The 24,140-nt window shown below is 67.4% G+C and carries 14 protein-coding genes; 9 read left to right on the forward strand and 5 right to left on the reverse strand.

Annotation, left to right across the window (positions count from 1 at the left end):
• Positions 1 to 13: 13 nt before the first annotated feature.
• Positions 14 to 1,663 carry an FAD-dependent monooxygenase gene (locus ABGB14_RS44875; protein ID WP_347649995.1) on the reverse strand — a complete coding sequence of 550 codons (1,650 nt, stop codon included), beginning with the start codon at positions 1,661 to 1,663 and terminating at the stop codon, positions 14 to 16.
• On the reverse strand, positions 1,660 to 2,313 hold the full coding sequence (locus ABGB14_RS44880) for a TetR/AcrR family transcriptional regulator (RefSeq protein WP_347649996.1): 654 nt from the start codon (positions 2,311 to 2,313) through the stop codon (positions 1,660 to 1,662). The genes ABGB14_RS44875 and ABGB14_RS44880 overlap by 4 nt, the downstream gene beginning before the upstream one ends.
• Before the next feature lie 830 nt (positions 2,314 to 3,143).
• Here ABGB14_RS44880 and ABGB14_RS44885 point away from each other — a divergent pair.
• From ABGB14_RS44885 to ABGB14_RS44895, 3 genes are all read left to right on the forward strand, one after another.
• Positions 3,144 to 7,115: a LamG-like jellyroll fold domain-containing protein gene (locus tag ABGB14_RS44885; protein WP_347649997.1), complete on the forward strand. Its 3,972-nt coding sequence runs from the start codon at positions 3,144 to 3,146 to the stop codon at positions 7,113 to 7,115.
• A gap of 2,279 nt (positions 7,116 to 9,394) precedes the next feature.
• Positions 9,395 to 13,870 carry a polymorphic toxin-type HINT domain-containing protein gene (locus tag ABGB14_RS44890; RefSeq protein WP_347650053.1) on the forward strand — a complete coding sequence of 1,492 codons (4,476 nt, stop codon included), beginning with the start codon at positions 9,395 to 9,397 and terminating at the stop codon, positions 13,868 to 13,870.
• A gap of 24 nt (positions 13,871 to 13,894) precedes the next feature.
• Positions 13,895 to 14,212: a hypothetical protein gene (locus ABGB14_RS44895; RefSeq protein ID WP_347649998.1), complete on the forward strand. Its 318-nt coding sequence runs from the start codon at positions 13,895 to 13,897 to the stop codon at positions 14,210 to 14,212.
• Positions 14,213 to 15,375: 1,163 nt separating this feature from the next.
• Here ABGB14_RS44895 and ABGB14_RS44900 read toward each other — a convergent pair.
• Positions 15,376 to 15,657: a hypothetical protein gene (locus tag ABGB14_RS44900; protein WP_347649999.1), complete on the reverse strand. Its 282-nt coding sequence runs from the start codon at positions 15,655 to 15,657 to the stop codon at positions 15,376 to 15,378.
• A 461-nt stretch (positions 15,658 to 16,118) separates the two neighbouring features.
• Between ABGB14_RS44900 and ABGB14_RS44905 the strand changes: the two genes are divergently transcribed.
• The 4 genes from ABGB14_RS44905 to ABGB14_RS44920 all read left to right on the forward strand — a co-directional run bounded on the left by ABGB14_RS44905 (position 16,119) and on the right by ABGB14_RS44920 (position 20,791).
• Positions 16,119 to 16,718 (forward strand): TetR family transcriptional regulator, encoded by a 600-nt coding sequence (locus ABGB14_RS44905; RefSeq protein ID WP_347650000.1) that lies wholly within the window; start codon positions 16,119 to 16,121, stop codon positions 16,716 to 16,718.
• Positions 16,719 to 17,679: 961 nt separating this feature from the next.
• The gene (locus ABGB14_RS44910) at positions 17,680 to 19,317 is read left to right on the forward strand and encodes an FAD-dependent monooxygenase (RefSeq protein ID WP_347650001.1); all 1,638 of its coding nucleotides are present in this window, start codon (positions 17,680 to 17,682) and stop codon (positions 19,315 to 19,317) included.
• 249 nt (positions 19,318 to 19,566) lie between these two features.
• Positions 19,567 to 20,040 (forward strand): isoprenylcysteine carboxylmethyltransferase family protein, encoded by a 474-nt coding sequence (locus ABGB14_RS44915; protein WP_347650002.1) that lies wholly within the window; start codon positions 19,567 to 19,569, stop codon positions 20,038 to 20,040.
• A gap of 289 nt (positions 20,041 to 20,329) precedes the next feature.
• Positions 20,330 to 20,791 (forward strand): ester cyclase, encoded by a 462-nt coding sequence (locus tag ABGB14_RS44920; protein ID WP_347650003.1) that lies wholly within the window; start codon positions 20,330 to 20,332, stop codon positions 20,789 to 20,791.
• 97 nt (positions 20,792 to 20,888) lie between these two features.
• On the opposite strand, the gene ABGB14_RS44925 is transcribed toward ABGB14_RS44920, so the two are convergent.
• Positions 20,889 to 21,677, reverse strand: coding sequence for an SDR family NAD(P)-dependent oxidoreductase (locus ABGB14_RS44925; RefSeq protein WP_347650004.1), 789 nt, complete (start codon positions 21,675 to 21,677; stop codon positions 20,889 to 20,891).
• Between the two features lie 297 nt (positions 21,678 to 21,974).
• Between ABGB14_RS44925 and ABGB14_RS44930 the strand changes: the two genes are divergently transcribed.
• A complete protein-coding gene (locus ABGB14_RS44930) occupies positions 21,975 to 22,631 on the forward strand; it encodes a hypothetical protein (RefSeq protein ID WP_347650005.1) in 657 nt (218 codons plus the stop codon).
• On the opposite strand, the gene ABGB14_RS44935 is transcribed toward ABGB14_RS44930, so the two are convergent.
• Positions 22,573 to 23,070: a hypothetical protein gene (locus tag ABGB14_RS44935; protein ID WP_347650006.1), complete on the reverse strand. Its 498-nt coding sequence runs from the start codon at positions 23,068 to 23,070 to the stop codon at positions 22,573 to 22,575. The two genes, ABGB14_RS44930 and ABGB14_RS44935, sit on opposite strands and share 59 nt — an antisense overlap.
• A 174-nt stretch (positions 23,071 to 23,244) precedes the next feature.
• On the opposite strand from ABGB14_RS44935, the gene ABGB14_RS44940 reads away from it, so the two are divergent.
• Positions 23,245 to 23,769 (forward strand): TetR/AcrR family transcriptional regulator, encoded by a 525-nt coding sequence (locus ABGB14_RS44940; RefSeq protein WP_347650007.1) that lies wholly within the window; start codon positions 23,245 to 23,247, stop codon positions 23,767 to 23,769.
• The last annotated feature ends 371 nt before the right edge of the window (positions 23,770 to 24,140 follow it).

Consider the following 24,140-nt stretch of genomic DNA (forward strand, 5'->3'; position numbering starts at 1 on the left):
GACCTGCCGGGGTTCAGGCGGAGGCCAACTCCGCCTCGGCCGGCCTCAGCCAGGAGCCGAGCAGGGGCGGCAGGCTGCCCGGGTCGCTGGTGCGGAAGGCGAGGTAGCCGTCCGGCCTGATGAGGAAGACGTCACCCGGTTTGGCCCCGAACCGGTGCAGCAGCTCGCGCCTGGCGTCCAGGAGCGTCGGGACCTCGCCCGAGCCGGGCAGGCCCTCGCCCAGCACCATGAAGCAGCGCAGGGAGCCGGCATAACGGTCCTGCAACCGCGACAGCTCGGCCAGCATGGCCGTCCTCATCGTCTCGGAGGTGTAGGAGGAGGCGTATCCGACGAGCAGATAGCCGGACTCACGCAGCAGGTCGTACAGGCGGACGCCCGGGCCACCGCCGTCGGCGAGGTCGAGGTCCGGCACCCGGTCGCCGGCGTTGATCGCGCCCCTCGCCGGCCTCGGCAGGCGCTGTGCCTTCGACAACGTGGTGTGCCGGTAGTTCACCCCGGTCTGGGTCACCCGGCCGCTCATCAGGTTCTGCACCGGGATCGTGGCCAGGGCCAGGCCCAGCATCTTGCTGCTGACCTTGCGGTACACCGCCGAGCGCGCCTGGTTGATGAACAGCCGGAACAGCATGTCCGACAGCTTACGGGTGCGCTCGCCGATGGTGTGCCGCTCGTCGTTGTAACTGTCGAGCAGCGACTCCGGGGCCCTGCCCCGGCAGACGTAGGCGAGTTTCCAGGCCAGGTTGAAGGCGTCCTGGATGCCGGTGTTCATGCCCTGCGCGGCCACCGGGATGTACAGGTGGGCCGCGTCACCGGCGAAGAAGATCCGGCGGTCCCGGTAGGAGGGGAGCAGCCGGTCCTGGGCGCGGAACCGGGTGATCCACTTCGGCTCCCTGATGCGCAGCGGGTAGGGGACGATCGCGTCCACGGTCTCTTGCACGTCGGCCAGCTCCAGCGGCTCACGATGCGAGATGCCCATCTTGGTCAGGTCGAAGGCGATGACCCGGACGTACTCGTTCTGGAAGGGCAGCAAGGCGAGGCCGCCGCGCTCGTTGGTGTGCAGGCTGACGAACCCGCGCGGCAGGTCGCCCTCGACCAGCACGTCGGCGATGAGCGCGGTGCCGTCGAACAGGGTGCTGTGCTTGGTCGTGCCGTACGCGCCGCTGAGCACGCTGTGCGAGCCGCTGCAGTCGATCAGGTAGCGGGCGCGCAGAGTGCTCTGTTCCCCCGCCGGGCCGGTCACCGTGGCGAACACCGCGTCGCGCTCCTGGGCGGCGGACACGAGCCTCGCCTCGCGGGTGACGCTACCGCCGAGCTCGTGGAGCCGCGCGGTCAGCGTCCGCTCGGTCTCCTCCTGCGACAGCGTGAGCATGAACGGGTAGCGGCTCCCGGAGTGGTACATCTCCACCATCGCGGGTGTGCGGTCGTCGGCGCCGAAGTTGAAGCCGGGCGCCAGATACCCGTCGCGGACGATCGCGTCGCTGAGCCCGTGCAGGTGCAGCAGTTCCAGAGAGCGGGCCTGCAACACCAGGGCTCGCGAATACCGCGCGGGCTCGTCCCGCTCGTCGATCAGCACGCATTCGACGCCGTGCCGCAGTAGCTCGATCGCCGCGGTCAGCCCGGTGGGCCCCGCGCCCACCACGAGCACCTGGGTGTCGTGAACGGTCATGAACCTTCCTCCTTGGTCAGAGTGCAGGTGAGAAAGAAGCCGACATGCGTCTCCACGAGGCGTTCGGCCGTTGCGATGTCGTCGGCGGTGGCGTCGGGGCGCAGGTGCATGAACCAGATGACATCCAGGGGCGCCATCAGCTCCCACACCAGGTGCTCGGCGGGCAGGTCCGCCCGCAGTAGACCGGCGGCCTGCCACGCCTCGAACGGCTGGGCGAGCCGGTGCCTGGCCACCTCGATCGCCTCAACCAGCCCGCGGGCTCCTCCGTGCCCCGCCCCGTTCCGCAGGACGACGCCGGCGAAGCGCCGCCCCCACGGGCTGGACCACACCTCGAGGAGCTGGCCGGCCAGGGCACGGACGGCCGGGCCCGGCTCCATCGCGGCCAGCGCGTCCAGGTCCGGGCACAACGCCTCTAGCAGGGGTGGCCCGAACCGCTCGAACAGGGCGGCGTACATCGCGTCCTTATTCGCGAAGTGGAAGTAGATCGCGCTGCCGTGGACGCCGGCCCGCCCGGCGATCTCCCGCACGCTCGTCGCGGCGTAGCCCTTGACGGCGAACAGCTCCAGCGCCGCGTCGAGCAGGAGCCGGCGCGTGTCTTGCTCCTCGCCCTTACGCGGACGCCCGGGGCGTCGCTTTGTCTCCATCGACATGGCCCCAGCAAATCCGACAACCGCTGAATTTGTTATCCGTCACATGACCAGTCCGCCGGCAGACCTCGCCGGCGTGCCCTGGCCGCGCCCACGAACGGGGCCCCAGTCGGCGCTGCGACCCGAACTCCGACACGACTTGCGCCCGCCCTGGCGCGACCGATGACGAGGCTGACTCGAAAGACCAGCAGCGGTCTCCGTCATCAGACGCATCTCCTTGATCGTTAGATCCGCCGTCAATGAGACACTCCCGCAGCCGGGGTGTATTTTCCATTCCGACCGCGGGTCCAACTACGCAAGTGTGGAGTTCGGGCGGAATCTGGCCCGGTACGGGATCCGTCGATCCGCGGGGCGTGCCCGGGTGTGCTGGGATAGCGCGCTGGCGGAAACGTTCTTCGGTGCGTTGCAGAATGAGTGGCTCAACGGGATGGCATTCTCGAGGCACCTCACCACCGAATGCTGAACGCCTTTGCGACGGTCACCGTCGGCTCTTGGCGCTTCCTCTCCCAGTAAAAGCAAATCCGTCATCCGAGCGGCCTTCCGCACGACCCCACGGGCGACCGGTCCGGCTCACCGGCGGACTGCGACTGGTCATATGACAGATGTGCTGGTTCGATGTGCCACTCATCTTTGGCCATGTGAAGACTTATTCTTGGCGCTTAGGTCTGGCGACATCGTTGGTGGCGGCGACGTTCGCCGCCGGAGCCAATGGGTCGCCAAGCACTTCAGCGGTAGCAGCGGTCGCGCCGCCGACAGCCGCCCCGGCCGAGAGCGGGGCGCTGGCAGAAGAGCAGGCGCTGGCGCAGGCCAGGAGCACACGCAAGCCGGTTGAGGTGGTTCCGCTGCGGGGGGAGAGCAGCGAGGTCTTCGCCACCCCCGACGGCAGGCTGGAGGCCCGCGAGCACCTGCGGCCGGTGCGGGCGCGGGTGGACGGCCAGTGGCGTCCGGTCGACATTACGCTGGCCAAGAGCGGCGACGGCACGGTGGCGCCGAAGGCGGCCACGGTCGGCCTGCGGTTCTCCGGTGGCGGCGACGTACCGATGGTCCGGATGAGCAAGGCCGGCCGTGAACTGGCGCTCTCCTGGCCGGGCAAGCTGCCCGAGCCTCGGCTGGAGGAGGCCACCGCCGTCTACCCTGACGTGCTGCCCGGGGTGGATCTTCGGCTGGGCGCTCAGGTGGACGGGTTCACCCAGTTGCTGGTGGTCAAGACGCCCGACGCAGCCCGGCGAGTCGGCGAGTTCAGGCTCACGATGGCCACCTCAGGTATGAGCGTGCGGAAGACCGACGCCGGCGGGCTCGCGGCTGTGGACGGTGCGGCGGGAGGCACAGTTTTCGAGGCCGCGCCCCCGGTCATGTGGGACTCGAAGAAAGATGCGAACCATGCCCGGGCGGCCGACGACAAGGGGGCGAACCGAGCACACGTCGGCGTCGACCTGGCGAGCGGCGGGCGTGAACTCGTGCTGAAGCCGGACACGAACCTGCTCACCGGGGCGGACACGGTTTACCCGGTGTTCATCGACCCGCAGTGGTACACACCGAAGGCGACCGCGTGGACGATGGCCTCGAAGTACTGGGCGTCAAGCCCACAGTGGAAATTCAATGGGGATCACGACGCGGGCATGGGGTATTGCGGCTGGGAGTACTGCAATCCCTACGACGTCAAGCGGCTGTTCTACCGCATGCCCGTCTCCAGGTTCGCGGGCACCACGGTGCTGTCGGCGGAGTTCGTCGTGCCCAACACGTGGTCGGCCTCCTGTACCGCCATGCCCGTGCAACTCTGGCGCACCAAAGGCATTTCCGAGTCCACGACCTGGAATACCCAGAAAGCGTCCGGATTCTGGATTGACTACTTGAGGACGGAGACGTTCGCTTACGGCTACGACGGCTGCGCCGCCAGGGATGCCGAGTTCGACGTGAAATCGGTGGTGCAACAGGCCGCCGATGGCAAGTGGGCCACGATCACGTTCGGTCTGCGAGCACCTGCTGTCGACGAGAGCGACAGGTACAGCTGGAAGCGCTTCTCTGACGACGCCTACTTGCGGGTCCGCTACAACCGTCCGCCGGCACAGCCTCGGATGTCGCAGCTGACCATGCAGTACGGCGGGGTCTGCAAGCAGCCGGGCGACGCGCCGTGGGTGCGGTCGTTGGGTGTGATCTACGCCAACAACATCACCGATCCCGACGGCGACAACGTGTCGGTGCAGTTCCAGGCCGCGTGGGACGGCGGCATGTGGCAGCCGGCCCGTTCTGCCATGAAGCGGTCGGGGTCGGACTTCTCCATCCAGTTGTCGTCGTCGATCCCGGAGGACAAGGCGGTTCGCTGGTATGTGCGCGTCTACGACGGCGCTCAGTACTCGGCGTGGTCCCACGCGGGAGACCCGACGGCCTGCTACTTCCGCTGGGACACCGACGCTCCGAAGCCGCCGGCCATTTCCTCCGGCGACTACCCGGTGCAGGACCCTGAGGATCCGAACGATCCCTGGTACGACGGGATGGGCAAGTACGGCTCGTTCGTCATCGGGGGCAACGACACCCAGACGACCAAGTACTGGTACGGCATCAACGTTGATCCCTCGTCCGACAACACGGTCACGACGACGAGCGGGGCCGCCCGCACCCTCACCTTCCTGCCGCCACGGGCTGGCGTGAACACCTTGTGGGTTCAGTCGTTCGACGCGGCCGGCAACCGCTCCGCGCCCACCGGGTACCGGTTCCGGGTCAAGGCGGGGCAGCCGGAACGGGCTACTTGGCAGTTCGATGAGAACGCGGGTCAGACGCAGGCGCAGGGCTCCACCCCGCCGCGTCCCCTCACCCTCGCCGGCGGAACCGTCCTCGGCGCGGAGGGCGCGATCGGCACGGCGCTGGCCCTCAACGGCACCGACGCCCACGCCGCCACCGACCTGTCCGTGGTGGACACAACGCAGAGTTTCTCGGTCTCGGCCTGGGTGAAGTTGGACACGCTGCCCGGCCATCCTGCGGTCGTGGCCGCACAGCTCGGCAACGAAACGGCGGGCTACGAGTTGTCCTACTCCAACCTGGACGACCGCTGGGTGTTCGCCAGTTACGCCGCGGACAAGGCCGGGGCAGGCACGGTGCGTGCGATGCCGAGCACCGCCGGCGGAGTCCGGGTGGGTACGTGGACGCATCTGATGGGCTCCTTCGACGCGTCCCTCAACCAGCTGCGGTTGTATGTGGATGGCGTCCTTGCCGGATCGACGGCGCACGACATCGGCTGGAACGCCGCTCGTGGCGTGCGGCTCGGGGCGGGCGCCACCAAGGGCGTGGCGAGGGATTTCTTGCCCGGCTCCCTCGACCAGGTGGAGATCTTCGACCGCGCCCTGGCGGACGGCGAGGTGGCCAAGCTCTCCGCCAAGGAGCCGGTGACCGGAGGGAACCGGCCGGCGAGCGCGGTCTTCCCCCTCGACGAACCGGCGGGCGCGACCGAAGTGATCGGGCATGCTCAGGTGATGCCCGCGGTCTTCCGCGGCGGCGCGTCGGCCGGAGCCGTGGGCGTGCGCGGCAAGGCACTGTCGCTCGACGGGACGGACGACCACGCGGTGGTCAGCACGCCGCACATCAACACCTTCCGCAGCTTCGCCGTGTCGGTCTGGGCGCGACTGGAGGCCAAGCCCGGTCACTCGGCCGTGCTGCTCACCCAGCAAGGCCAGTATCGCAGCGGGGTGGAGCTCTTCTACTCCGCGCACCTGGACCGGTGGGTGCTCAACCAGCACAAGTCCGACGCCCCGGATGCCGGGCAGGTCCTGGCCGTGCAGTCCACGGGCGGCCTGCCGCAGGCGGGCGAGTGGGCGCATCTGGTCGGCGTGCACGACACGGTGGCCGACACGCTGACCCTGTACGTGAACGGCGTGAAGGCGGGCCAGGTCACGCTGGACAGCCCGTGGTACGCGGCGGGCGCGTTCCAGGTCGGCGCCGGCCTGTACAGCGGCGTCCCCGGCAACTTCTTCCCCGGTCAGATCGACGACATCCGCCTGTTCGACCGGGTGCTCTCCGCCGACGAGGTCAAGCAGCTGTTCAAACAGCGGCCGGTGGTCGCCGCCCGCTGGCTCTTCACCGAGTCATCGGGTACACCGCCAGTCACGCCGGACGCCTCGTCGTCCGGCAACGCGATGACCCTGTACGGCGGGGCGCAGGTGGGGCCGGGCGGGATCGACGGCACGGTGACGCTGGACGGCGTCGACGACTACGCCGTCACCGCGAAGAGCCCCTTGGACACTGGAACCAGCTTCACGATCAGCGCGTGGGCTCAGACGGCGGCTGTCCCGGACCGGCAGGTGACGCTGCTCAGTGTCCCGTCCACCCAGCAGAGCGCGCTGGCCGTGAGATACGTGCCCAGTTCCGATCCGACCAAGGATCCGGGCCGCTGGCGCATCGTCACGGCCGACAAGGACACCGCCGACGCGACCCTCACCACCATCGACAACGGCCTGTTCTTCAGCGCGACGGAATGGAACCACGTGGCCCTGGTCTACGACGCGTTCGCCGACGAGTTGATGCTCTACGTGAACGGAGGGCTGCAGGACGCCGTCTGCGCCGACGACGGCGGGGAGGACAGCGCAGGCTGCGTCGACCTGGCCTCCTGGAAGGAGAACGTGATGACGTTCAAGTCGGCCCAGCCCATGCAGCTCGGCCGGGTCAAGACCGGGTCATCCACTTGGGGGGAGCACTGGCCCGGCGCGGTGTCCGACGTGTGGGCCTTCCACGGCGCACTCACCGATTTGCAGATCGATCACCTGTCCATCGGCGCGTCGGGCCTGCCGACCGAAGTCCCCGGGGGAATCGGATGAGGCCTTTCTCACTTTTCAGACGGGCTGCGGCGGCGATGTCGGTGGTCGTGGTGGCGTGCCTGATCCAGGGCGCGGCGCTGCCGTCCGGCGAACAACGTTCGGCCGAGCCCGAACGGAACAGGCCGGTGGCGGGCAAGGTCTTACGGGCCAAGCCGCGGCCGGTGACCAAGGAGCCGGCCACGCCGCGGGAAAGACCGCGAAGCGCCTGGCCGCGGGCGAAGAAGGCGGTGGTCACGCTGCCTGCGGCAGGGGCCAAGGCCGCGGTTGCCGCGGCGGGGACACCGCTGACGCTCACCATGAAAGGTACGGCCGCCGTCGGCGAGGTCGAGGCCGGAGTCCTTTCCCGTAAGGCGGCGTTGAAGGCCGGCGCCGACGGCCCGATGTTCACGTTACGGTCGACGACCGGAGCGGAGGGGTCGGTGGGCGCCAGTCTGGACTACTCGAGCTTCGCCGGCCTGTACGGCGGGGCGTACGCCTCCAGGATGACGCTGGTCGAACTGCCCGCGTGTGCGCTGACCACGCCCGGTGTGCCGGAATGCCGTACCGCGACGCCGCTGAAGACGGTCAACGACGCCGAGCGTCGGACCCTGGCAGTGGATGAGGTGAAGCTGCGTGCCGGCACGCCCACCGTGCTGGCGGCGGTGGCGGGGACATCGAGCGCTTTGGGTGACTACAAGGCGACGTCGCTGTCGCCGTCGTCGGCGTGGCAGGTCAACCTGAACACCGGTGATTTCGCCTGGTCATACGACATCCCGGTGCCCGAGGTGCCAGGGGGCCTGGTGCCGGGGGTGGAGCTGGGGTACTCCTCCGGCGCAGTGGACGGCCGCACTGCCACCACCAACAACCAGTCCTCCTGGATCGGGGACGGGTTCGACCTGTGGCCGGGCTACATCGAGCGCAGTTATAGGTCGTGCGCGGACGAGGGCGTGGAGAACTCCGACGGGATGAAGCCCGGCGACCTGTGCTGGGCTTACGACAACGCGTTCGTCTCCTTCAACGGCAAGGGCGGCGAGCTCGTCCCAGCCGGCGAGAACACCTGGAAGTTCCGGGCGGACGACGGCAGCAAGATCGAGCGGATCGAGGGCAGTGGCGACGACGTCCGGGGAAACGGGGCCAGGCAGGACGAATACTGGCTGATCACCGCTCCCAACGGGGTGAAGTACTACTTCGGTTACAACCGGCTGCCGGGATGGAGCTCGGACGAGGAGACCACCGACTCGGCGTGGACGGTGCCGGTGTTCGGTGACGACGCCAACGATGACTGCCACGGCGACACCTTCGCCGAGTCGTGGTGCCAGCAGGCGTGGCGGTGGAACCTGGACTACGTCGTGGATCCGCGCGGCAACGCGATCGCCTATTTCTACGACAAGGAGACCAACTCCTACGGCCGCAACCTGAAGCCCGCCGACGACACCCGCTATGTGCGCGGAGGCACGCTGGATCGGATCGAGTACGGCCTGAAGAGCGAGGCGATGTACACCACGGCCGCCCTGGCCAAGGTGGACTTCACGAGCGGTGAACGGTGCCTGCCGAACGAGTTGACCACGTGTGCGTCGATCGAAACCGACGCGGCCTACTGGTACGACACCCCCTGGGACCTGAACTGTGACGAAGGCGAGGACTGCGACGAGGGAAGGTTGTCGCCGTCGTTCTTCACCCGTAAGCGGCTGACCTCCATCACGACGTACGCCGGCGGCAGCAAGGTCGACTCCTTCCAACTGGGGCACCGGTGGGGCCAGGCGGATGTCGACTACCAGTTGCTGCTGGATTCGATCCGGCGGACCGGTCATACCGCGAGCACGGCGATCACCCTGCCGGAGGTCTCGCTGGCGTACACGCAGCTGGCCAACCGGCTGGACAAGACCGGTGACGGGTACGCGCCCTTCATCAAGAGCCGGCTGTCGTCGGTGGCCGATGAGTACGGCGGTCAGATCGGCGCGGAGTACTCCGCGCCGGCGTGCGCGTGGGATAAGTTACCGACTCCGCACGCCAACACAACCCGGTGTTTCCCGCAGTTCTTCGGCGGAAGCGTCAGCGACCCTCCCACCCAGCAGTGGTTCAACAAGTACGTGGTCACCGCCGTCACCGCGACCGACCGCACCGGCGGCGCACCGGACCAGGTGCTCAGGTACGACTACCTGGATGGCGCGGCCTGGCACTACGACGACGACAACGGGCTGACCGAGGAGAAGCACAAGACCTGGTCGCAGTGGCGCGGCTATCAGCACGTGCAGGTACTCACCGCGGCATCGCGGACCGATACCTACTTCCTGCGCGGGATGCACGGCGACAAGGCCGCACCCGATGGTGACGCGACGAAATCCGTCAGCGTGTCGCTGGGCGACGGTGAAGGGGACCCGATCGTCGACCACGAGGCGCTGGCCGGAGCCATCTACAAGACCGTCGAATTCTCCGGTCCGGGCGGCGACGTGCTGACCAAGTCGGTGACCAGGCCATGGCGGCACCAGACAGCGGCAGCGACACGGCCGTGGGGAGCGATCACCGCGAACCTGACCGGCGCCGCTCAGAGCAGGACGTGGACCTCGCTGGACGACGGAGCAGGCGTCAAGTGGCGCACCACCACCACCAAGAACACCTACGAGATCGTAGCGGGGCGGATCATCACCATCGACGACCTCGGTGACGACGCGACGGCCGCAGACGACAAGTGCACCCGCACCACCTACGCCACCAACAACGTCGGCGGGAACCTCACGCTGCCCGCGCGGGTGGAGGTCGTGGCCAAGACGTGTGCCACCACCCCCGCACGGCCGGGTGACGTGATCACTGATGTGCGCACCGCCTATGACGGTGGCGCCTACGGAGCGGCTCCCACGACTGGGTCGCCGACCGCGACGGCCACGTTGAAGGAATACGACGGAAGCACTGCCGTCTACCTGGAGTCCGGATCCACCTACGACTCCTACGGGCGGGTGGTGACCAGCACCGATCTGACCGCGACCGTCAAGGTCACCGCGGATGGAACGATCACCAGGACCGCCCGCGCGGACGGTCGTACCACCACCACGCAGCGCGCCCCGGCGACGGGGTTCGTCACCACGACGAAGGTGACCGGTCCGCCGGCCAAACCCGGTGACCCGGCCACCGCGCAGACGGCCACCACCACCCACGACGCCACCCGCGGGCAGGTGCTGTCGATGACGGACACCAACACCAAGGTCACTAACCTGGCCTACGACGCCCTCGGGCGGCTGACCAGGGTCTGGCTGCCTGACCGGCTCTCCGGACAGACCCCCTCCTACGCGTTCAACTACCGGATCACTGGAAACGACCCGGTCGCGGTCGGCTCCACCTCGACCGGCCTCAACGGCACCATCCAGACGTCCTACACCCTGTACGACGGGCTGCTGCGGCCGCGGCAGGTGCAGGAACCGGGTCCGGACGGTGGCCGGCTGATCACGGACACGTTCTACAACGAGCGGGGTCTCGAGGCGATCGAGTTCACCTCCTACTTCGCCACGGGCTCCCCTGCAACCGGGCTGTTCCAGCCGGACGACGCGCTCAGCGTGGAGACGCAGATCCACCACAGCTACGACGGGCTGGGCCGGGAGACCAAGACCGAGCTTGTCGCGGGCAACAGCACCGGCGGCAAGCCGGTGAGCACGACCACCACGATCTACGGCGGTGACCGGGTGACGGTCATCCCTCCTGTCGGCGGCACGGCCACCACGACGGTCGCCGACGCCCGCGGCCAGACCGTGGAGTTGCATCAGCATCATCAGCGCAGCGCGGCTTCGGCCGCTGATATCACCACCTTTACCTACAGCCCGGCCGGGAAGCTGAAGACGATCACTGATCCAGACGGGAACGACTGGGCTTTCGAATACGACTTCCAGGGCCGCCAGGTGGCGGCCGAGGACCCCGACAGAGGCCGCAGTACCAGCGACTACGGCGACAGAGGCCAGCTCACCTCGACCCAGGACGCTCGCGGAGCCGTCCTCCAGTACGTCTACGACGGGCTCGGACGCAAGACCGAAGTGCGCGACACGGCCGGCGCGGTGCTGGCTTCGTGGGAGTACGACACGATCACCGGGGCAAAGGGACAACTGGCCAAATCCATCCGGCATGTGGACGGACAGGCCTACGTGCAGCGGGTGGACACCTACGACCGGCTGTACCGGGTGACCTCCTCCAGTGTGGTCATCCCCGACGTCGAGGGCGCGCTTAAGGGCACCTACACCTTCAAGACCTCCTATGAGGACGCCGGAATGGTCAAGGGCCTCGGGCTTCCGGCAGCAGGGGCACTCCCAGCGGCCACCGTGGCCTTCGCCTATCAGGACAAGACGCTGTGGCCGACGGTCGTCAACGGGTTGGGCGTCACGGCCACCACCGGCTACTTCCACACGGGCGACCGCAGCGAGATCGTGATGTCCCGCGCGGGAGGCAAGGCCACCACCGTGGGTTATAGCTATGAGTGGGGCACCCAGCGGCTGGCAGTCAACAGCGTGGACACCCAGGACGTGCCCGGCACCGACAGGAGCGCAACCTACCGCTACGACGAGGCCGGCAACATCGTCTCGGTGGCGGACGTCTCCCGCGACGGCACCGACACCCAGTGTTTCGCCTACGACTATCTGCGCCGCCTCACCGACGCATGGACCCCGGCCGTCTGCACCGCCACCCCCTCGGGTGCCGCGTTGACGGGGCCGGGCGCCTACTGGCACTCCTACACCTACGACAAGGTGGGCAACCGCCGCACCGAAACCCAGCACGACCCGTCAGGCGACGTCGCCAAGAACATCGCGCGCACCTACGCCTACCCCGATCCCGGAGACGTCCGGCCGCACGCCCTGACCTCGGTCACCACCAAGGGGCCGGCCGGCACGACTACCGACACCTACAACTACGACGACGCCGGCAACACCACCAACCGCCCCGGCCAGGTCCTGGAATGGGACGTGGAAGGCCACCTGGCGAAGGTGACCGAAGGCAGCAAGGTCACGGAGTACCTCTACGACGCCGAAGGCAACCGTCTGATCGGCCGTACACCCACCGACACCACCCTCTACCTGGGTGGCACCGAACTCGTCCTGGCCAAGGATGCCTCCACCCCCAAGGCCACCCGCTACCTGGATCTGGGCGGCGGTCACCAGGCGGTGCAGCAGGACGACGGATCGGTGACGTTCACCATCGCCGATCATCTGGGCACCGGGCAGATCGCGATCGAGGCGGCTACACAGAAGCTCACCCAGCGCCGGATGCTCCCCTTCGGCGGTCCCCGAGGCGCCCAGATCACCGGCTGGCCGGGCACCAGGGGCTTCGTCGGCGGCATCGACGACACCCAGACGACAGGGCTGACCCACCTGGGGGCCCGCGAGTATGACCCGTCCACCGGCCGCTTCATCAGCGTCGACCCCATCCTGGACGTCCAGAACCCGCAGCAATACCAGGGATACGCCTACTCCGGTAATAATCCGATCACCTTCAGCGACCCGACCGGCCTGCTGTTCGACTTCGGATCGTGGTTTGATCGCGTGGTCAAGGGCGCGGCGAGCGCGGCTCGTTCAACCGCCACCACGATCGCCAACCAGAGCGGCTATGTTCCCGGCGGCCGAAAGCCGCACGTCGATCAGGTCAGCGTCCAGGACGCGACCGTCATCGAAGGCGTCCGTATACCCACCAATACGGAACTCGTCTCCATGGCCCCTCATCTTTATGAGGAGGATACTCCAGAATGGGCCAACCAGCGGCTATGGGCCCGTAGGCAGTGCGTGACGTCAGAGCGGGACGGAGGGCTAGGCGGCTCCAGCTTCTGCAGCGTAGTCCTGCACATGCGATGGAACGAGATGCCCCGACCTCAGCACGACCACAACCACTCCCTGTTGAAGGGGCTTGTAAAGGCAATTTGGCCGGTAGATGACATCGCGAGTTGCAAGAATGGGAAAGGGAAAGGCTGCTTAGGGACCCTTGTTTCCATTTCCCCCTGGGGCAAGCTCGCCAAAAGGCTTAAGGTCCTTAAAGGCGGCAAGAAGGCCACGGGTGCAAGATCGGCGACGAACTGCGTCAACAGCTTCGCCCCCGACACCCCCGTCTTGATGGCCGACGGCACCCGCGAGGACATCGAGGACATCGAGGTCGGCGACAAGGTCCTCGCCACCGATCCCGAGACGGGCAAGACAAGCACCGAGAAGGTCACGGCGCTGCACCGCAACCACGACACCGAGCTGGCCGACATCACCATCAGAAATTCTGACGGAAAAGCCCTCTCGATCCGCACCACCCAGCACCACCCGTTCTGGAGCGCCACCTCCAAGAAGTGGGTCGACGCCGCCGACCTACGCGTGGGAGACGCCCTCCGGACACCACGCGGCGACCACGTGAAGATCACCGCCGTACGCGTCTTCGACGGCGCGCGCTACATGCACAACCTGACAGTCGACGACCTTCACACATACTATGTGCTGGCGGGCGAGACATCGGTCCTTGTCCACAACACAGCGCCATGCGATAAGGCCCTCGCCACCGTCTGGACATCTCCCAACAGAAGCCTTGCCGACAGCTTCGCGTATCACTACGAGAAACATGGCAGGCCTCTTGGAAAGACGGAAGAAGAATATCATGCCGATGCCAAGGCATGGCTTGAATCAAATCCCGCCAGAGCGAGAATGAATTCGCGACTGGTAGAGCTGGCCGATGGAACGAGGGCGGCCAAGTATACGAGCCCGAACGGAGGTCCAGGAGGAATCGTCCAGAATGGCAAGCTGGTCAGCTTCTGGTATGATGCTAATCATTAGGAAGGGTTCGGGAAGATGGACTTCATGGATTCCTACAGCCTGTGGAAACAGCTCATGCGCCCCCCAAAGGGAGTGGATGAAGAAACCATAGACCTTAGAACCGACCTGCTGGTATCAGATGAGTATCTGTTGTCGGTGGCAAATCTGGTGGACCACGGAACCTTTGCTCCCCCAATGGTCGACGTATTGTCCTATCTGGACAAGATCATGCTCCATGCAGAGAGAATGATCGCGACGGGTGGTCGCGAGGTTCGGGAATCCGCACGCAACTTGCATGCATATGCAGCGCTTTCCCGACAGTTGTACCAGCAATATCTTGAAGTCGGCTCTCAGGAGAAATGACGATCCCTTGCAGTGGTATTCAGTCACTGCTGAGGACTGAGGCGGCCCCACGGACTTTCCCGTGGGGCCGCCTGCACGTACGGACCCTCGGTGTCGTACTCTGCCATGTTGTCGACGCCGAATCTCGGGTCCGCCTGACAGATTCGGCGGCGGATGAGGTGGTTTATCTTGGGTCCATTCGAGATTGGTCATCTTCGTCAGTCGCAGACGATTCTGGCCGCTCGCCGAGCAGGACCACTCCTGGTGAGACAGCGGCCCATACCGGCGATGGCGGCCCAGCGGATGATCGCTTCGGCGACCTTTGGGTCCCGTTCGCAGTCGCGGGTCGGACGGCGACAAGCGGTCAGCCAGACAAGTGTCTCTTCCACCGCCCAACGTCGCGCGATGACGCTGAGCCCTCGCTGATCAGCGGGCTTACGGACGATCTCCCACGTGGTGCGCAGGGTGTCGCGGACTCAGTTCACCAGCCGACCGGGGAGCCTCTGATCGGCAAACACGTGCCGGATTGGAGTGGTCGGGTACGCCGACAGCAGCGCGGTCTTGGCACCGTCGCGGCCCTGCCAGTTCGCAGCGGAGGACTGCCAGCCGGGCGTACCGTGGGTCACGGCCGATGAGGCATACGGCATGGAGTTCACGTTCCGGCACTTCCTAGAAGCGCCACCTCAGCTATGTGGTCGCGGTGCCCAAGCACCAGTGGATCGGAAAGGGGTGGGGCGGGCAGATCCATGCCAGCACCGCGACCGCCCGGGCCCCGCCTGAGGCATGGAAGCGCCGCTCGGCCGGTAACGGCGCCGCCCACGCGGTCTTTGAGGGCCAGGCCGCCGAGCTTGGCCAGGTGTCGGCGGAGCGAGTCGGCGAATCGCTTTGGGTGTAGCTCTTCCTCAGTGGTGCGACACGAAGTCGCGCATATCGAGCGAACTCGCAGATTGGAGGCCGGCTATGCCGGGTGCGTAGTCCCTGATCAGTGTTCGAGATCGGTCCCCGCCCCGACGTGCGTCCACGGGTCCTGCTCGCTGGGGGTGCGAAGCTCGGGGGAGACGCCCAAGGGCCCCTGGAAGAGGCGGCAAGCGGCGTAGTCGTGGCGGTCCGGGCACAGTGGTTTGAACCCGTCCGGGTTTGATGGACAGCAGGAGCCCCCATCAATGCCGGACGGGTTCACATCTCTACACGCGGGCGACCTTGGCGATCGCCACCTCCCCGGTCACGGTGCCCAGCTCCTCGACCTGAAAGTCGGCCAGCGCCTGGCGGATGCGCTCCGCGCCCGCACCGGCACGGCGAGCGTGCTCCTCGGTCTCGAACAGCGTGACGGTGACCACCGTCCCATCGTCGGCGGCGATGGCGTAGTAGGCGGCGATGCCCTCGGGCACCCTCACTTCCGCCGAACCGTCCTCGCCCGAAAGCTGGCTGGCGAACTGGGTCTCGACCCGGTGCATCAGGTCCTCCATGGTGCCGGCACCCCTGCTGTACCTGCGAATCAAGGCATTCACGAAATAAGTCCCCATCTATTGACCTACAAGTCCTCGTACGAGGATATACCAACCGCTGCTGGAAAGTCATCAACAGGAGACATGCGCGCGACGGCCAGGTGCCACGGGCACGATGTTCCGATGACGTACCCACGAAGTCCGAGGACCGGTTGCCCGATAGATGTGCGCTTCGCACGACAATGCAGGGAGCGCGACGTCTGTCAATGGCCAGGTGTGTGTCGCCGATGCGCCCAGGCCGTCTGGGGCGCCTCGGAAGACGAGGTTGGGGACGGGCGAGGCCGATAGCGTTGTCCAGGCGCGCCGCCGAGCCGTACGGCGATCAGCTCGGCTGCCAGCTCCCGTCATTCGCGATGAAGTCCTTATTGGGGGACTTTTTGGCCACAGCAAGGGGATATACGATAGATCTCGAGGAGGAGACCATGCGTAAGACGGGACGCCGCCCCGGGACATCGACCACCAGGCAGGAGATCGTGGCCGCCGCTGCCGGCTCGTTCAGCTCCAGCGGCTACGACGGCACAAGCGTACGGCAGGTCGCCGCCGACGCCGGCGTCGACCCCGCACTCGTACGCAGGTTCTTCGGCGGCAAGGACCAGCTGTTCAGCGCGGTCGTCGCGGAGGTGTTCCAGCCGGACCGCACGATCGTCATGCTGCTTGACGGTCCGCGCTCCAGCCTGGGGCGCCGGCTGCTCGGCTACGCCTTCGACCTGCTGGGGGACGTCGACTCCCCCGGCCCGCTGCTCGGCGTCATCCGCTCGGCCGCCACCAACGAGCACGCCGCCTCCCAGGTCAGGGACTTCCTGGCCGCCGACCTGCTCGTCAAGCTCATCCGGGCCCTGGGCATGGACCACCCCGACCTGCGCGCGACGCTCACGGCCAGCCAGCTCGTCGGGCTGGCGATCACCCGGTACGCCGTACGGGCCGAGGCACTGGTCACCGCTGATCCCGACGAGCTCGCCGATTGGGTCGCGCCGACGTTGCAGCGCTATCTCACCGGGCGAGCGCCCAGGCGCTCAATCTGAAGCTACTGGCACGCGCCATGAGTACCCGGGGCAGCGTCCCAGCCAGCGCGACACTTCGGCGAAACTGAAAGAACATGCCGGTTAGCCACGTGCCAGGGTTCGCTTCCTGCGCATCTGGCCTGGTCATGCCGGCCGCCACGACGGTGCGGAGGCGCGGGCCAGCCGACGGCACATCACGTCGGTCATCGCCCAGTGCACCCGTGATTCGGGAGCTGGGCGGCACAGCCGCGCCAGCCCTGGGCCATGGCGGTCGCGGAGCGCTGCCGTGCCCTGCTCGCCAAAGGACGGCGACGCCGAGGCGCACTACGCGCGTGCGGTAACACTGCACCGGCACGGTGGCCGCCCCTTCGAGCGAGCCAGGACCCCTAACCGCGCGTGCACCAGTCGCGGAGGCGCGCGGTAACGGCGCCGGCGGGGAGCCGGAGCGCCCTTGGTGGGGCGCCAGCGGCGCTTCCACGGTCGCCGTGAGCATCCCGACACGCGCCGGATCCATCATGTGACGGATCATGTTTGCAGAAACGACGCCGCGATCCCACGCGTTCAAGAGGATGCGCCTTCCGCCGTGTCAGCATTCCCCCTCACATCAGATACTGAACTCCCAGCCATGACCGGTCAGCCGGCAGATGTGGCATGTCAGACCGGCCGACCAACCCTGGCCATGTCAAGGTGCTTCCGCCTGCCGCGCGGGCACGGCAGATCGTGACGCGTTCGTCGTTTCTCCATGGCCCCGAACCTTTGTCACCGCACGTGATTCTGCGTGGCCGCCGGTTGCCTGATCCGCGACATCACCCGGTCCTGCAGTACTACCTCACCGGCGAGCTCGGCGTCGAGGCCTGAGTTCCCGCCCCATCCCGCACGCAGGCGCTGTCGTAACCAGTCATGTGAACAACTGTAGGCCAACACTTGTTGGCCTACAGTTGTTGGCATAAAGTCCGTAGCAGACAGAGCGAAGGAGCGCACGGTGGCCAACGTCGAAGAGGGGATGTGCGAGGTTCTCGTCGTCGGTGCCGGACCGGTCGGTCTCATGGCAGCCGGAGAGCTGGCGCACCGTGGCGTCGCCGTAAGGGTGATCGACCGCGAACGTACGCGGGACTCGTTGTCCAAAGCCCTCGTGGTGCACGCCAGAACGCTGGAGATCATGGATCTCGCCGGGCTCGCCGACGAGTTCGTCAAACGCGGCTATCCGGCGCCCGGACTGGATGTGAGCCTGCAGCGCACCGGCAAACCCGTGTCCGTGAACATGCGTCACCTGGACACGCGGTTCCCCTACATGCTGGTGCTCCCGCAACGCCAGACCGAGGAGATCCTCGCCGGGCGCCTGGAGGATCTCGACGTCCCGATCGAGCGTGGCGTGGAACTCGTCGACCTCTCCCCAGGGCAGGACCACGTGGTGGCGACGCTGCGCGGCGAGGACGGGCGCGAGGAACCGGTGCGGGCCCGGTATCTGGTCGGCGCCGACGGCTCGCACAGCAGCGTTCGTCGGCTGGTCAACCTGCCCTTCGACGGTCGACAACTTGACAGCCTGGTCCTCATCGGCGACGTCAAGGCCGACGTGGACCTCGTACGGTCGCGGATCACGAACCTGACCTCCTCTCGGGGGTTCGTCTCGCTCCTGCCCTTCCTGGGGGAGTATGTCCGCGTTTTCGCCGTGGATTTCGAGCGCCAGAACCACGCCCGCGACGACGTCCTCACGCTGGAAGAACTGCAGGACACCGTGAACGCCATCGCGGGCAGAACGATCGAGCTGCGCGACCCCATGTGGCTCACCCGATATGTGGCGCCCAGCCGGCAGGTGCGGACGATCCGCGCCGGCCGGGTGTTCCTCGCAGGAGACGCCACGCACGCGCACAGCCCGGCTGCGGGCCAAGGCATGAACATGGGCCTCCAGGACGCCGCCAACCTGGGCTGGAAACTCGCGATGGTGCTGCGCGGCCAGGCTCCGGCAAGCCTCCTGGACACCTTCGACAGCGAACGCCATCCGGTACACACCAGCGTGCGCCACGGGACCGATCAGATGTTCCGCCTCTTCACGCTCACCAACCCGGTTCTGCGGCTGGCGCGGAGCATCGTCACCCGGACAGTGGTCAGGCGAGCGCCGGTGCAACGTCGCCTGGCGGGCCGCCTGTCCGGGCTCGCCATGGACTACCGTCATGCCCACAAAGGTGCGGGCGAGGGCAGGATGCGCTCCGGGGACCGCATCCCCGACGTCGACCTGTGGACCGCGCACCGCCCCTCGACCCGGCTGTACGAGGTGCTGCGCGACCCGGGCTACGGGTTGTTCGTCTACGCAGAAGCAGATCATCTCGTCGCGGACCGCGGGCGGATCACGGCTCTCTTCGCCGCCGTGGCCGGTACCTACGGCGTCGCCGTGCGGCCGCACCTCGTGATCGACGAAGGGGTGGTCGATCCCGCCGAGATGGGCGCCCCCGTCTTCGTGGACGTCGCAAGCCAGTTCGCCCGCAAGCTCGGCGCCCGGCACGGCAGCGTCCTGCTCATACGGCCCGACGGCTACCTCGCCGCCCACGACAGAAGCTTCGACATCCGAGCGGTCGCAGCATGGTGCCGGAGCCGGCTGGTCGCCGCCGGTCAGGAGGCGTAACCGAGGAAGTGGTCGTGGAGCATGCGGCCGACCTGCGGGTCGCCTCTCTCGAAGGCGTCGACGATCGGCTCGTGGTCGGCCGCGTTCTCGTGCAAGCGCATCCCGAAAAGCCGGGCGCCGTCGGCAAGCGGAGCACTTCTCCGAACGGTCCCGTCGTTGACCAGCGGCGTTCCCGGGGATAATCTCATCATATGGTGAATTAATGGGGAGGCGGTCATGCGCAGATCGACAGCGGCCACGGTGAGCGCGGTGTTCTTCGCGGTGGGCCCCGGCCTGTTTGTTGTGCTGATCCCCTGGTGGATATCGCGCTGGCAGCTGCGCGAGCCCTTCCCGGCATGGGCGATGGTGCCGCTCAGGGGCGTGGGAGTGGTGCTCCTGAGTGCCGGGCTCGTCATCCTTGCTCAGGCATTCGTCCGGTTCGTGGTCGAGGGATTCGGTACGCCGATCCCCGCAGCGCCTCCGGATCGGCTCGTCGTCGGCGGCCTGTACAGGTATGTGCGCAACCCGATGTACGTGGGGCTCTTCGCGGCCGTTGTCGGTCAGGCCATGGCGTTCGGGAACGGTTGGCTCCTGGTGTACGCGGCCGGTATGGCGATCCCGGTGGTGCTCTTCGTCCGTTTCTACGAGGAGCGAAAACTCCGCCGACGTTTCGGCGCTGACTACGAGAAGTACTGCGCGACCGTGCCCGGGTGGTGGCCGCGGCTCCGCCCATACCGCCCCTGACTCCGAGTGCGCCGCCAGCGTTCCGCGCACCCGACATCGGCACCGTTACTTCGACGAGATGATCAAGCACGTGGATCGTGAGTTCGCGGACCGCATTCCGGAGGAAGCGGCAGCGTGCTGTATGCCGTGGCCAACGCGGGAGAGGGGACTGCATGACGGTCACCCTCTTCCCTGACGCCGAGGCGGCGGCCAGGGCCGAGGTGACCGGTCGAGTGGCAGATGCGTCGCCCGCCCCGGCTTCCTACGGTTTATTCGTCGACGTACAACGAGAAGCGAAAAGGGGGCGGCCATGACGCCGAAAGAGGTGGTGCGGGCGCATTCCACCGCGAAGACCAGCGGTGACGTGCCCGGTTGCCTGGAGCGGTGCCACGAGGACGTCGTGTTCGAGACCGTCGCCTTCCAGTCGGCCTCGCACGGCAAGCGGGAGGCCCAGCAGCAGTTCACCGCGTTCCTGGGGGCGTTTCCCGACTACGCGGTGCAGATGGACGAGTTCGTGGAGATCGACGACCTGGTGATGGCGGTGGGCACGATCACCGGGACGATGCGCGGCCCGCTGGCTGGCATCGAGCCCACCGGCGCCGCGTTCGAGCTGCCGTATGTGTGCCTTTGGTACGTCCGCGACGAGCTGATCGCCACAGAACGCTTCTTCTACGACTTCAACCAGATGTGGGAACAGCTCGGCGTGCCCACGGACGACGCCGCGGCCCGATTCGCCGCCTGGCGCGATCGAGCGAACGCCACGGTGAGCTGACTCTGGTCTCCGCGGCCCGTACATCCGACGCGGACGCTGGCTGTACCCGGTTTTGAGGGATTCGCCGGGTGCAGCCGGGTTTTCGTTGGAGGTCGCGTTACTGGCCGAACATCTGGCCCGGACCAAACATAAGGCCCCGGTCGAACATTGAGTTCAGCGTGCCGAACATCCCTTCCGGGTCGGCCTTAAGCTGCTGGGAGAGACCCACGAGGATCTCTTCGGCGCCCGCTTCGAGGCCGGCGATGGTCTCGGCCACGAATTCGGCGACCCGCATGCCGCCGTGCGTGGCGGTGAGGTCGTCCCGCAGGTCGCTGCCGAGTTCGGTGTCCACCGCTGGTGGTGCGACCTCTACTACCCGGATTCCGAGTTTCTTCAGCTGCTCGCGCATAGAGATCGTCAGGGAGTGTATGGCGGCCTTGGTGGCGCTGTAGAAGGCGACCGTGACCAGCGGTGCAAACGCCAGTGCCGACGTGATGTTGACGACGGTGGCACCCGGCTTCCCGGCCAGCTGCCCGGCGAGCAGTGAAGTGAGGTGGGTGGGTGCGATCACGTTGACGTCGGTCTCCGCCCGCAGCCGCGCTGGGTCGATCGGCCGGGAAACGTCGGACCCCAGCTGGATCCCGGCGTTGTTGACCACCATGTCAAGGCTCGGGAACTCCTTTGCCAGCTGGTCGGCCAACTGCTGCCGCTGGCCGTCGAGGGCCAGATCACACTGATGTACGGCTATGCCCGGATGCCGCTCGCGCAGCTCCGTCAGCCGATCCGTGCGCCGGCCGCAGACGACCACGGTGTTGCCACGCCGGTCGAGTTCCTCGGCCAGTGCCCGCCCGATGCCGCTGGTGCCGCCGGTGATCAGAACCGTTCTTCCCCGCAATTCCGTCCTCATGATGCTCAACGAAACGCCGCCGGCTCAGTGTGGCGCATCTGTCATCCGACGGGAGCCGCCCAGGCTCTGGTGATGATGGGGGCGCTGATCGTCTGCACAGCGCTGTGGGCGCTGGCGCAAGCCTCGTCGGCGGTCAGCCATCGGTGAGTCCGAGCGCAGGTGGGGCGACCGCGGCTGAATCGGTCGGTTGACCGGTCCGTCGAATGGCGTTTATATCCTCATGCAATGACTTGAAAGTCGCTAGACGGGGACATAGCATCGCCGGGCAAGTAATGCCGAGACGGAAAGGACGATGACATGGCAAAGCTGCCCAGTGGTCCGCTGGCCGACGTGGACGCCGAGTTCGAGCGGATGGCTTTGGAGACGGGCGGTGCCACGTTCGGCCTGTCGGGCACGAGCGCGCGGGAGAAGCTGCTCCAGGTCACCGCGCACGACATCTGCCTGGCCAACGTCGGGCTCGCGTTCAAGATGCACATCCAGGCGATGAACATGCACGGCGTCTCCTATGGCGACATGCTCGCGCTGATCCGCTTCGTGGCCCCGTACGCCGGCTATCCGGCTGCGGCCAGCTCGCTGGAGGCATTGCGGCGATACGGCGCCGAGCTGGGGCTCAAGGTCGCCGCCGACGTCGACCCGGAACGGAGCGGCGAGGAGCGGGCCGAAGCCGTGGTGCCGGTGGCCGACCAGTGGCTGGGGGAGTTTCTCGCCTCTCGCCTCGGCCGGGCCTGGACCGAGGATCGGCTGTCCGCGCGCGAGCGCGCGTTCGTCGCGCTGACCGCGCATGTCACGCTCGGCGAGCTGGGCCCGTCGTTCCGCCGGCACGTCAAGCTGGCGCTGGCCGCCGCGAGCGTGGACGAGGTCCGCGACGCGGTGCGCTTCACCGGTGAGATGGGCGTCACCAGGGCAGTCGCCGCGCTGGAGGCTCTGGAAGCCGTCCTCGCCGCTCAGGGCTGACGGCCGGGCGCTGGGTCGCTCCGGGGTGATGGCCCGGGCGCCGGGCGGGAGCCTCGGTTCCCGCCCGAGCCGACGCCGGCCTAGCGGCTCGGTGGCTGCCGGCTTGGGCCCGACCGGTGAGATAGCGCTGCAGGGTCGGGGCGACCCAGCCGGCGAGCTGGTCGGGGCCGGCGGCGACGAGGAGCTCGGCGCGTACGGCGTAGCCGAGCAGGCTGGTGACGTAGGTGAGCAGTCGTCGGCCGAGGGTGCCGCGCGGGCCGTCCAGCAGGGTGACGACCGCGCGGTCCGTTGGGAACACCTCGGCGACGACCGCGCTGAACAGCTGCTCCATGCCGCCGAAGAACCGGCGCACCAGCGCCGGGTTCGCACCCCCGTCCGCGGCGGCCACGATCTCCTGCCTGGTAGTGGATGACCCCTGTCCACGTCCAGTCTTACGCATTGCCTGCCTCCTCGGTCGCCATGATGTCCCGTTCCTGAGACTTAAGAGTCATCAGTAAGAGACTTAATCGAGTGACGAGGAGACCCGATAGAGGGCCTCTATTCCATGACTGACGACTTTCGCCGAAAGCCGCGCCGCCGAGGCGAGGAACTTCACATCTCCATTATCCAGGCGGTGCTCGCCGAACTGGCCGAACACGGGTACGCGCGACTCACCGTCGAAGGTGTCGCGGTGCGCGCGCGGACCGGGAAGGCGTCGATCTACCGGCGCTGGCCTGCGCGCGCGGACCTGGTGCGCGAGGCGATCGCGTTCGTGCTGGACTCCGCCATCGAGCCGCCGGACACCGGCGGCTTCCGCGATGACGTGCTGCGGCTCTGCCTCGACGTGGCCGAACTGCTGGCCGGCGTGACGGGTGAGGTGATGCGTGGCCTGGTTGGCGACGGGCGCCGTGATCTCGACCGCACGGACGAGGTGCGCCGGCTCGTCCTGGGCCTGGGCATGAACGCGATGCGCGACGTCACCGGCCGGGCCGTCGCGCGCGGCGAGATCGGCAGCGAGTCGATCACGCCGAACCGGCTCAGCGCCGGACCGACACTGATCTACGCCCACTTCCTGTTCGGCGCCAAAGCCCCGGCCGAGGAACTGGTCACCCAGCTCGTGGACGAGGTCATAATCCCGCTCTTCCGAGCGGGGTCGTGAGCGCGCCGGTCAGGACTCGCCCGCCGGGTCGAGCGTCACCGGCACGCCGTTGAGCACGGGGGTGCCGCCGAGCCTGTCGATGATCATCGGGTCGGTCAGATCATTGGCGCACGCGCCGCCGCGTCCGCGCCGTGCTCGTCCCTGATCTCGGCGGGTCGGTCCGCGACCAGATCCAGCGCCTCATCCTAGGAGATCTCCGCCCAGCCGGAGGACGTGCGCCGCACCGGGCTCCTGAGCCGGTCCCGATCGTTGCGGACATCCTGCCCGGCTGACTGTGTCCGGCGCGTTGTCGTTTGCGCCGTCGACCTCTCCGGGGCTTTCCAAGGGCATGGTGGAAACGCGACATGCCCGCAGGCTCGCAGGAGGGCCCG

The organism is Nonomuraea sp. B10E15 (assembly GCF_039871615.1).
GTDB lineage: Bacteria > Actinomycetota > Actinomycetes > Streptosporangiales > Streptosporangiaceae > Nonomuraea.

Excerpts from the sequence above, each read along its gene's own strand:
- ABGB14_RS44930 (WP_347650005.1), top strand. The coding sequence starts at position 21,975 with ATGGCAAAGCTGCCCAGTGGTCCGCTGGCCGACGTGGACGCCGAGTTC.
- ABGB14_RS44935 (WP_347650006.1), bottom strand. The coding sequence starts at position 23,070 with ATGCGTAAGACTGGACGTGGACAGGGGTCATCCACTACCAGGCAGGAG.
- ABGB14_RS44895 (WP_347649998.1), top strand. The coding sequence starts at position 13,895 with ATGGATTCCTACAGCCTGTGGAAACAGCTCATGCGCCCCCCAAAGGGA.
- ABGB14_RS44900 (WP_347649999.1), bottom strand. The coding sequence starts at position 15,657 with ATGGAGGACCTGATGCACCGGGTCGAGACCCAGTTCGCCAGCCAGCTT.
- ABGB14_RS44920 (WP_347650003.1), top strand. The coding sequence starts at position 20,330 with ATGACGCCGAAAGAGGTGGTGCGGGCGCATTCCACCGCGAAGACCAGC.
- ABGB14_RS44890 (WP_347650053.1), top strand. The coding sequence starts at position 9,395 with ATGCACGGCGACAAGGCCGCACCCGATGGTGACGCGACGAAATCCGTC.
- ABGB14_RS44875 (WP_347649995.1), bottom strand. The coding sequence starts at position 1,663 with ATGACCGTTCACGACACCCAGGTGCTCGTGGTGGGCGCGGGGCCCACC.
- ABGB14_RS44905 (WP_347650000.1), top strand. The coding sequence starts at position 16,119 with ATGCGTAAGACGGGACGCCGCCCCGGGACATCGACCACCAGGCAGGAG.
- ABGB14_RS44880 (WP_347649996.1), bottom strand. The coding sequence starts at position 2,313 with ATGTCGATGGAGACAAAGCGACGCCCCGGGCGTCCGCGTAAGGGCGAG.
- ABGB14_RS44925 (WP_347650004.1), bottom strand. The coding sequence starts at position 21,677 with ATGAGGACGGAATTGCGGGGAAGAACGGTTCTGATCACCGGCGGCACC.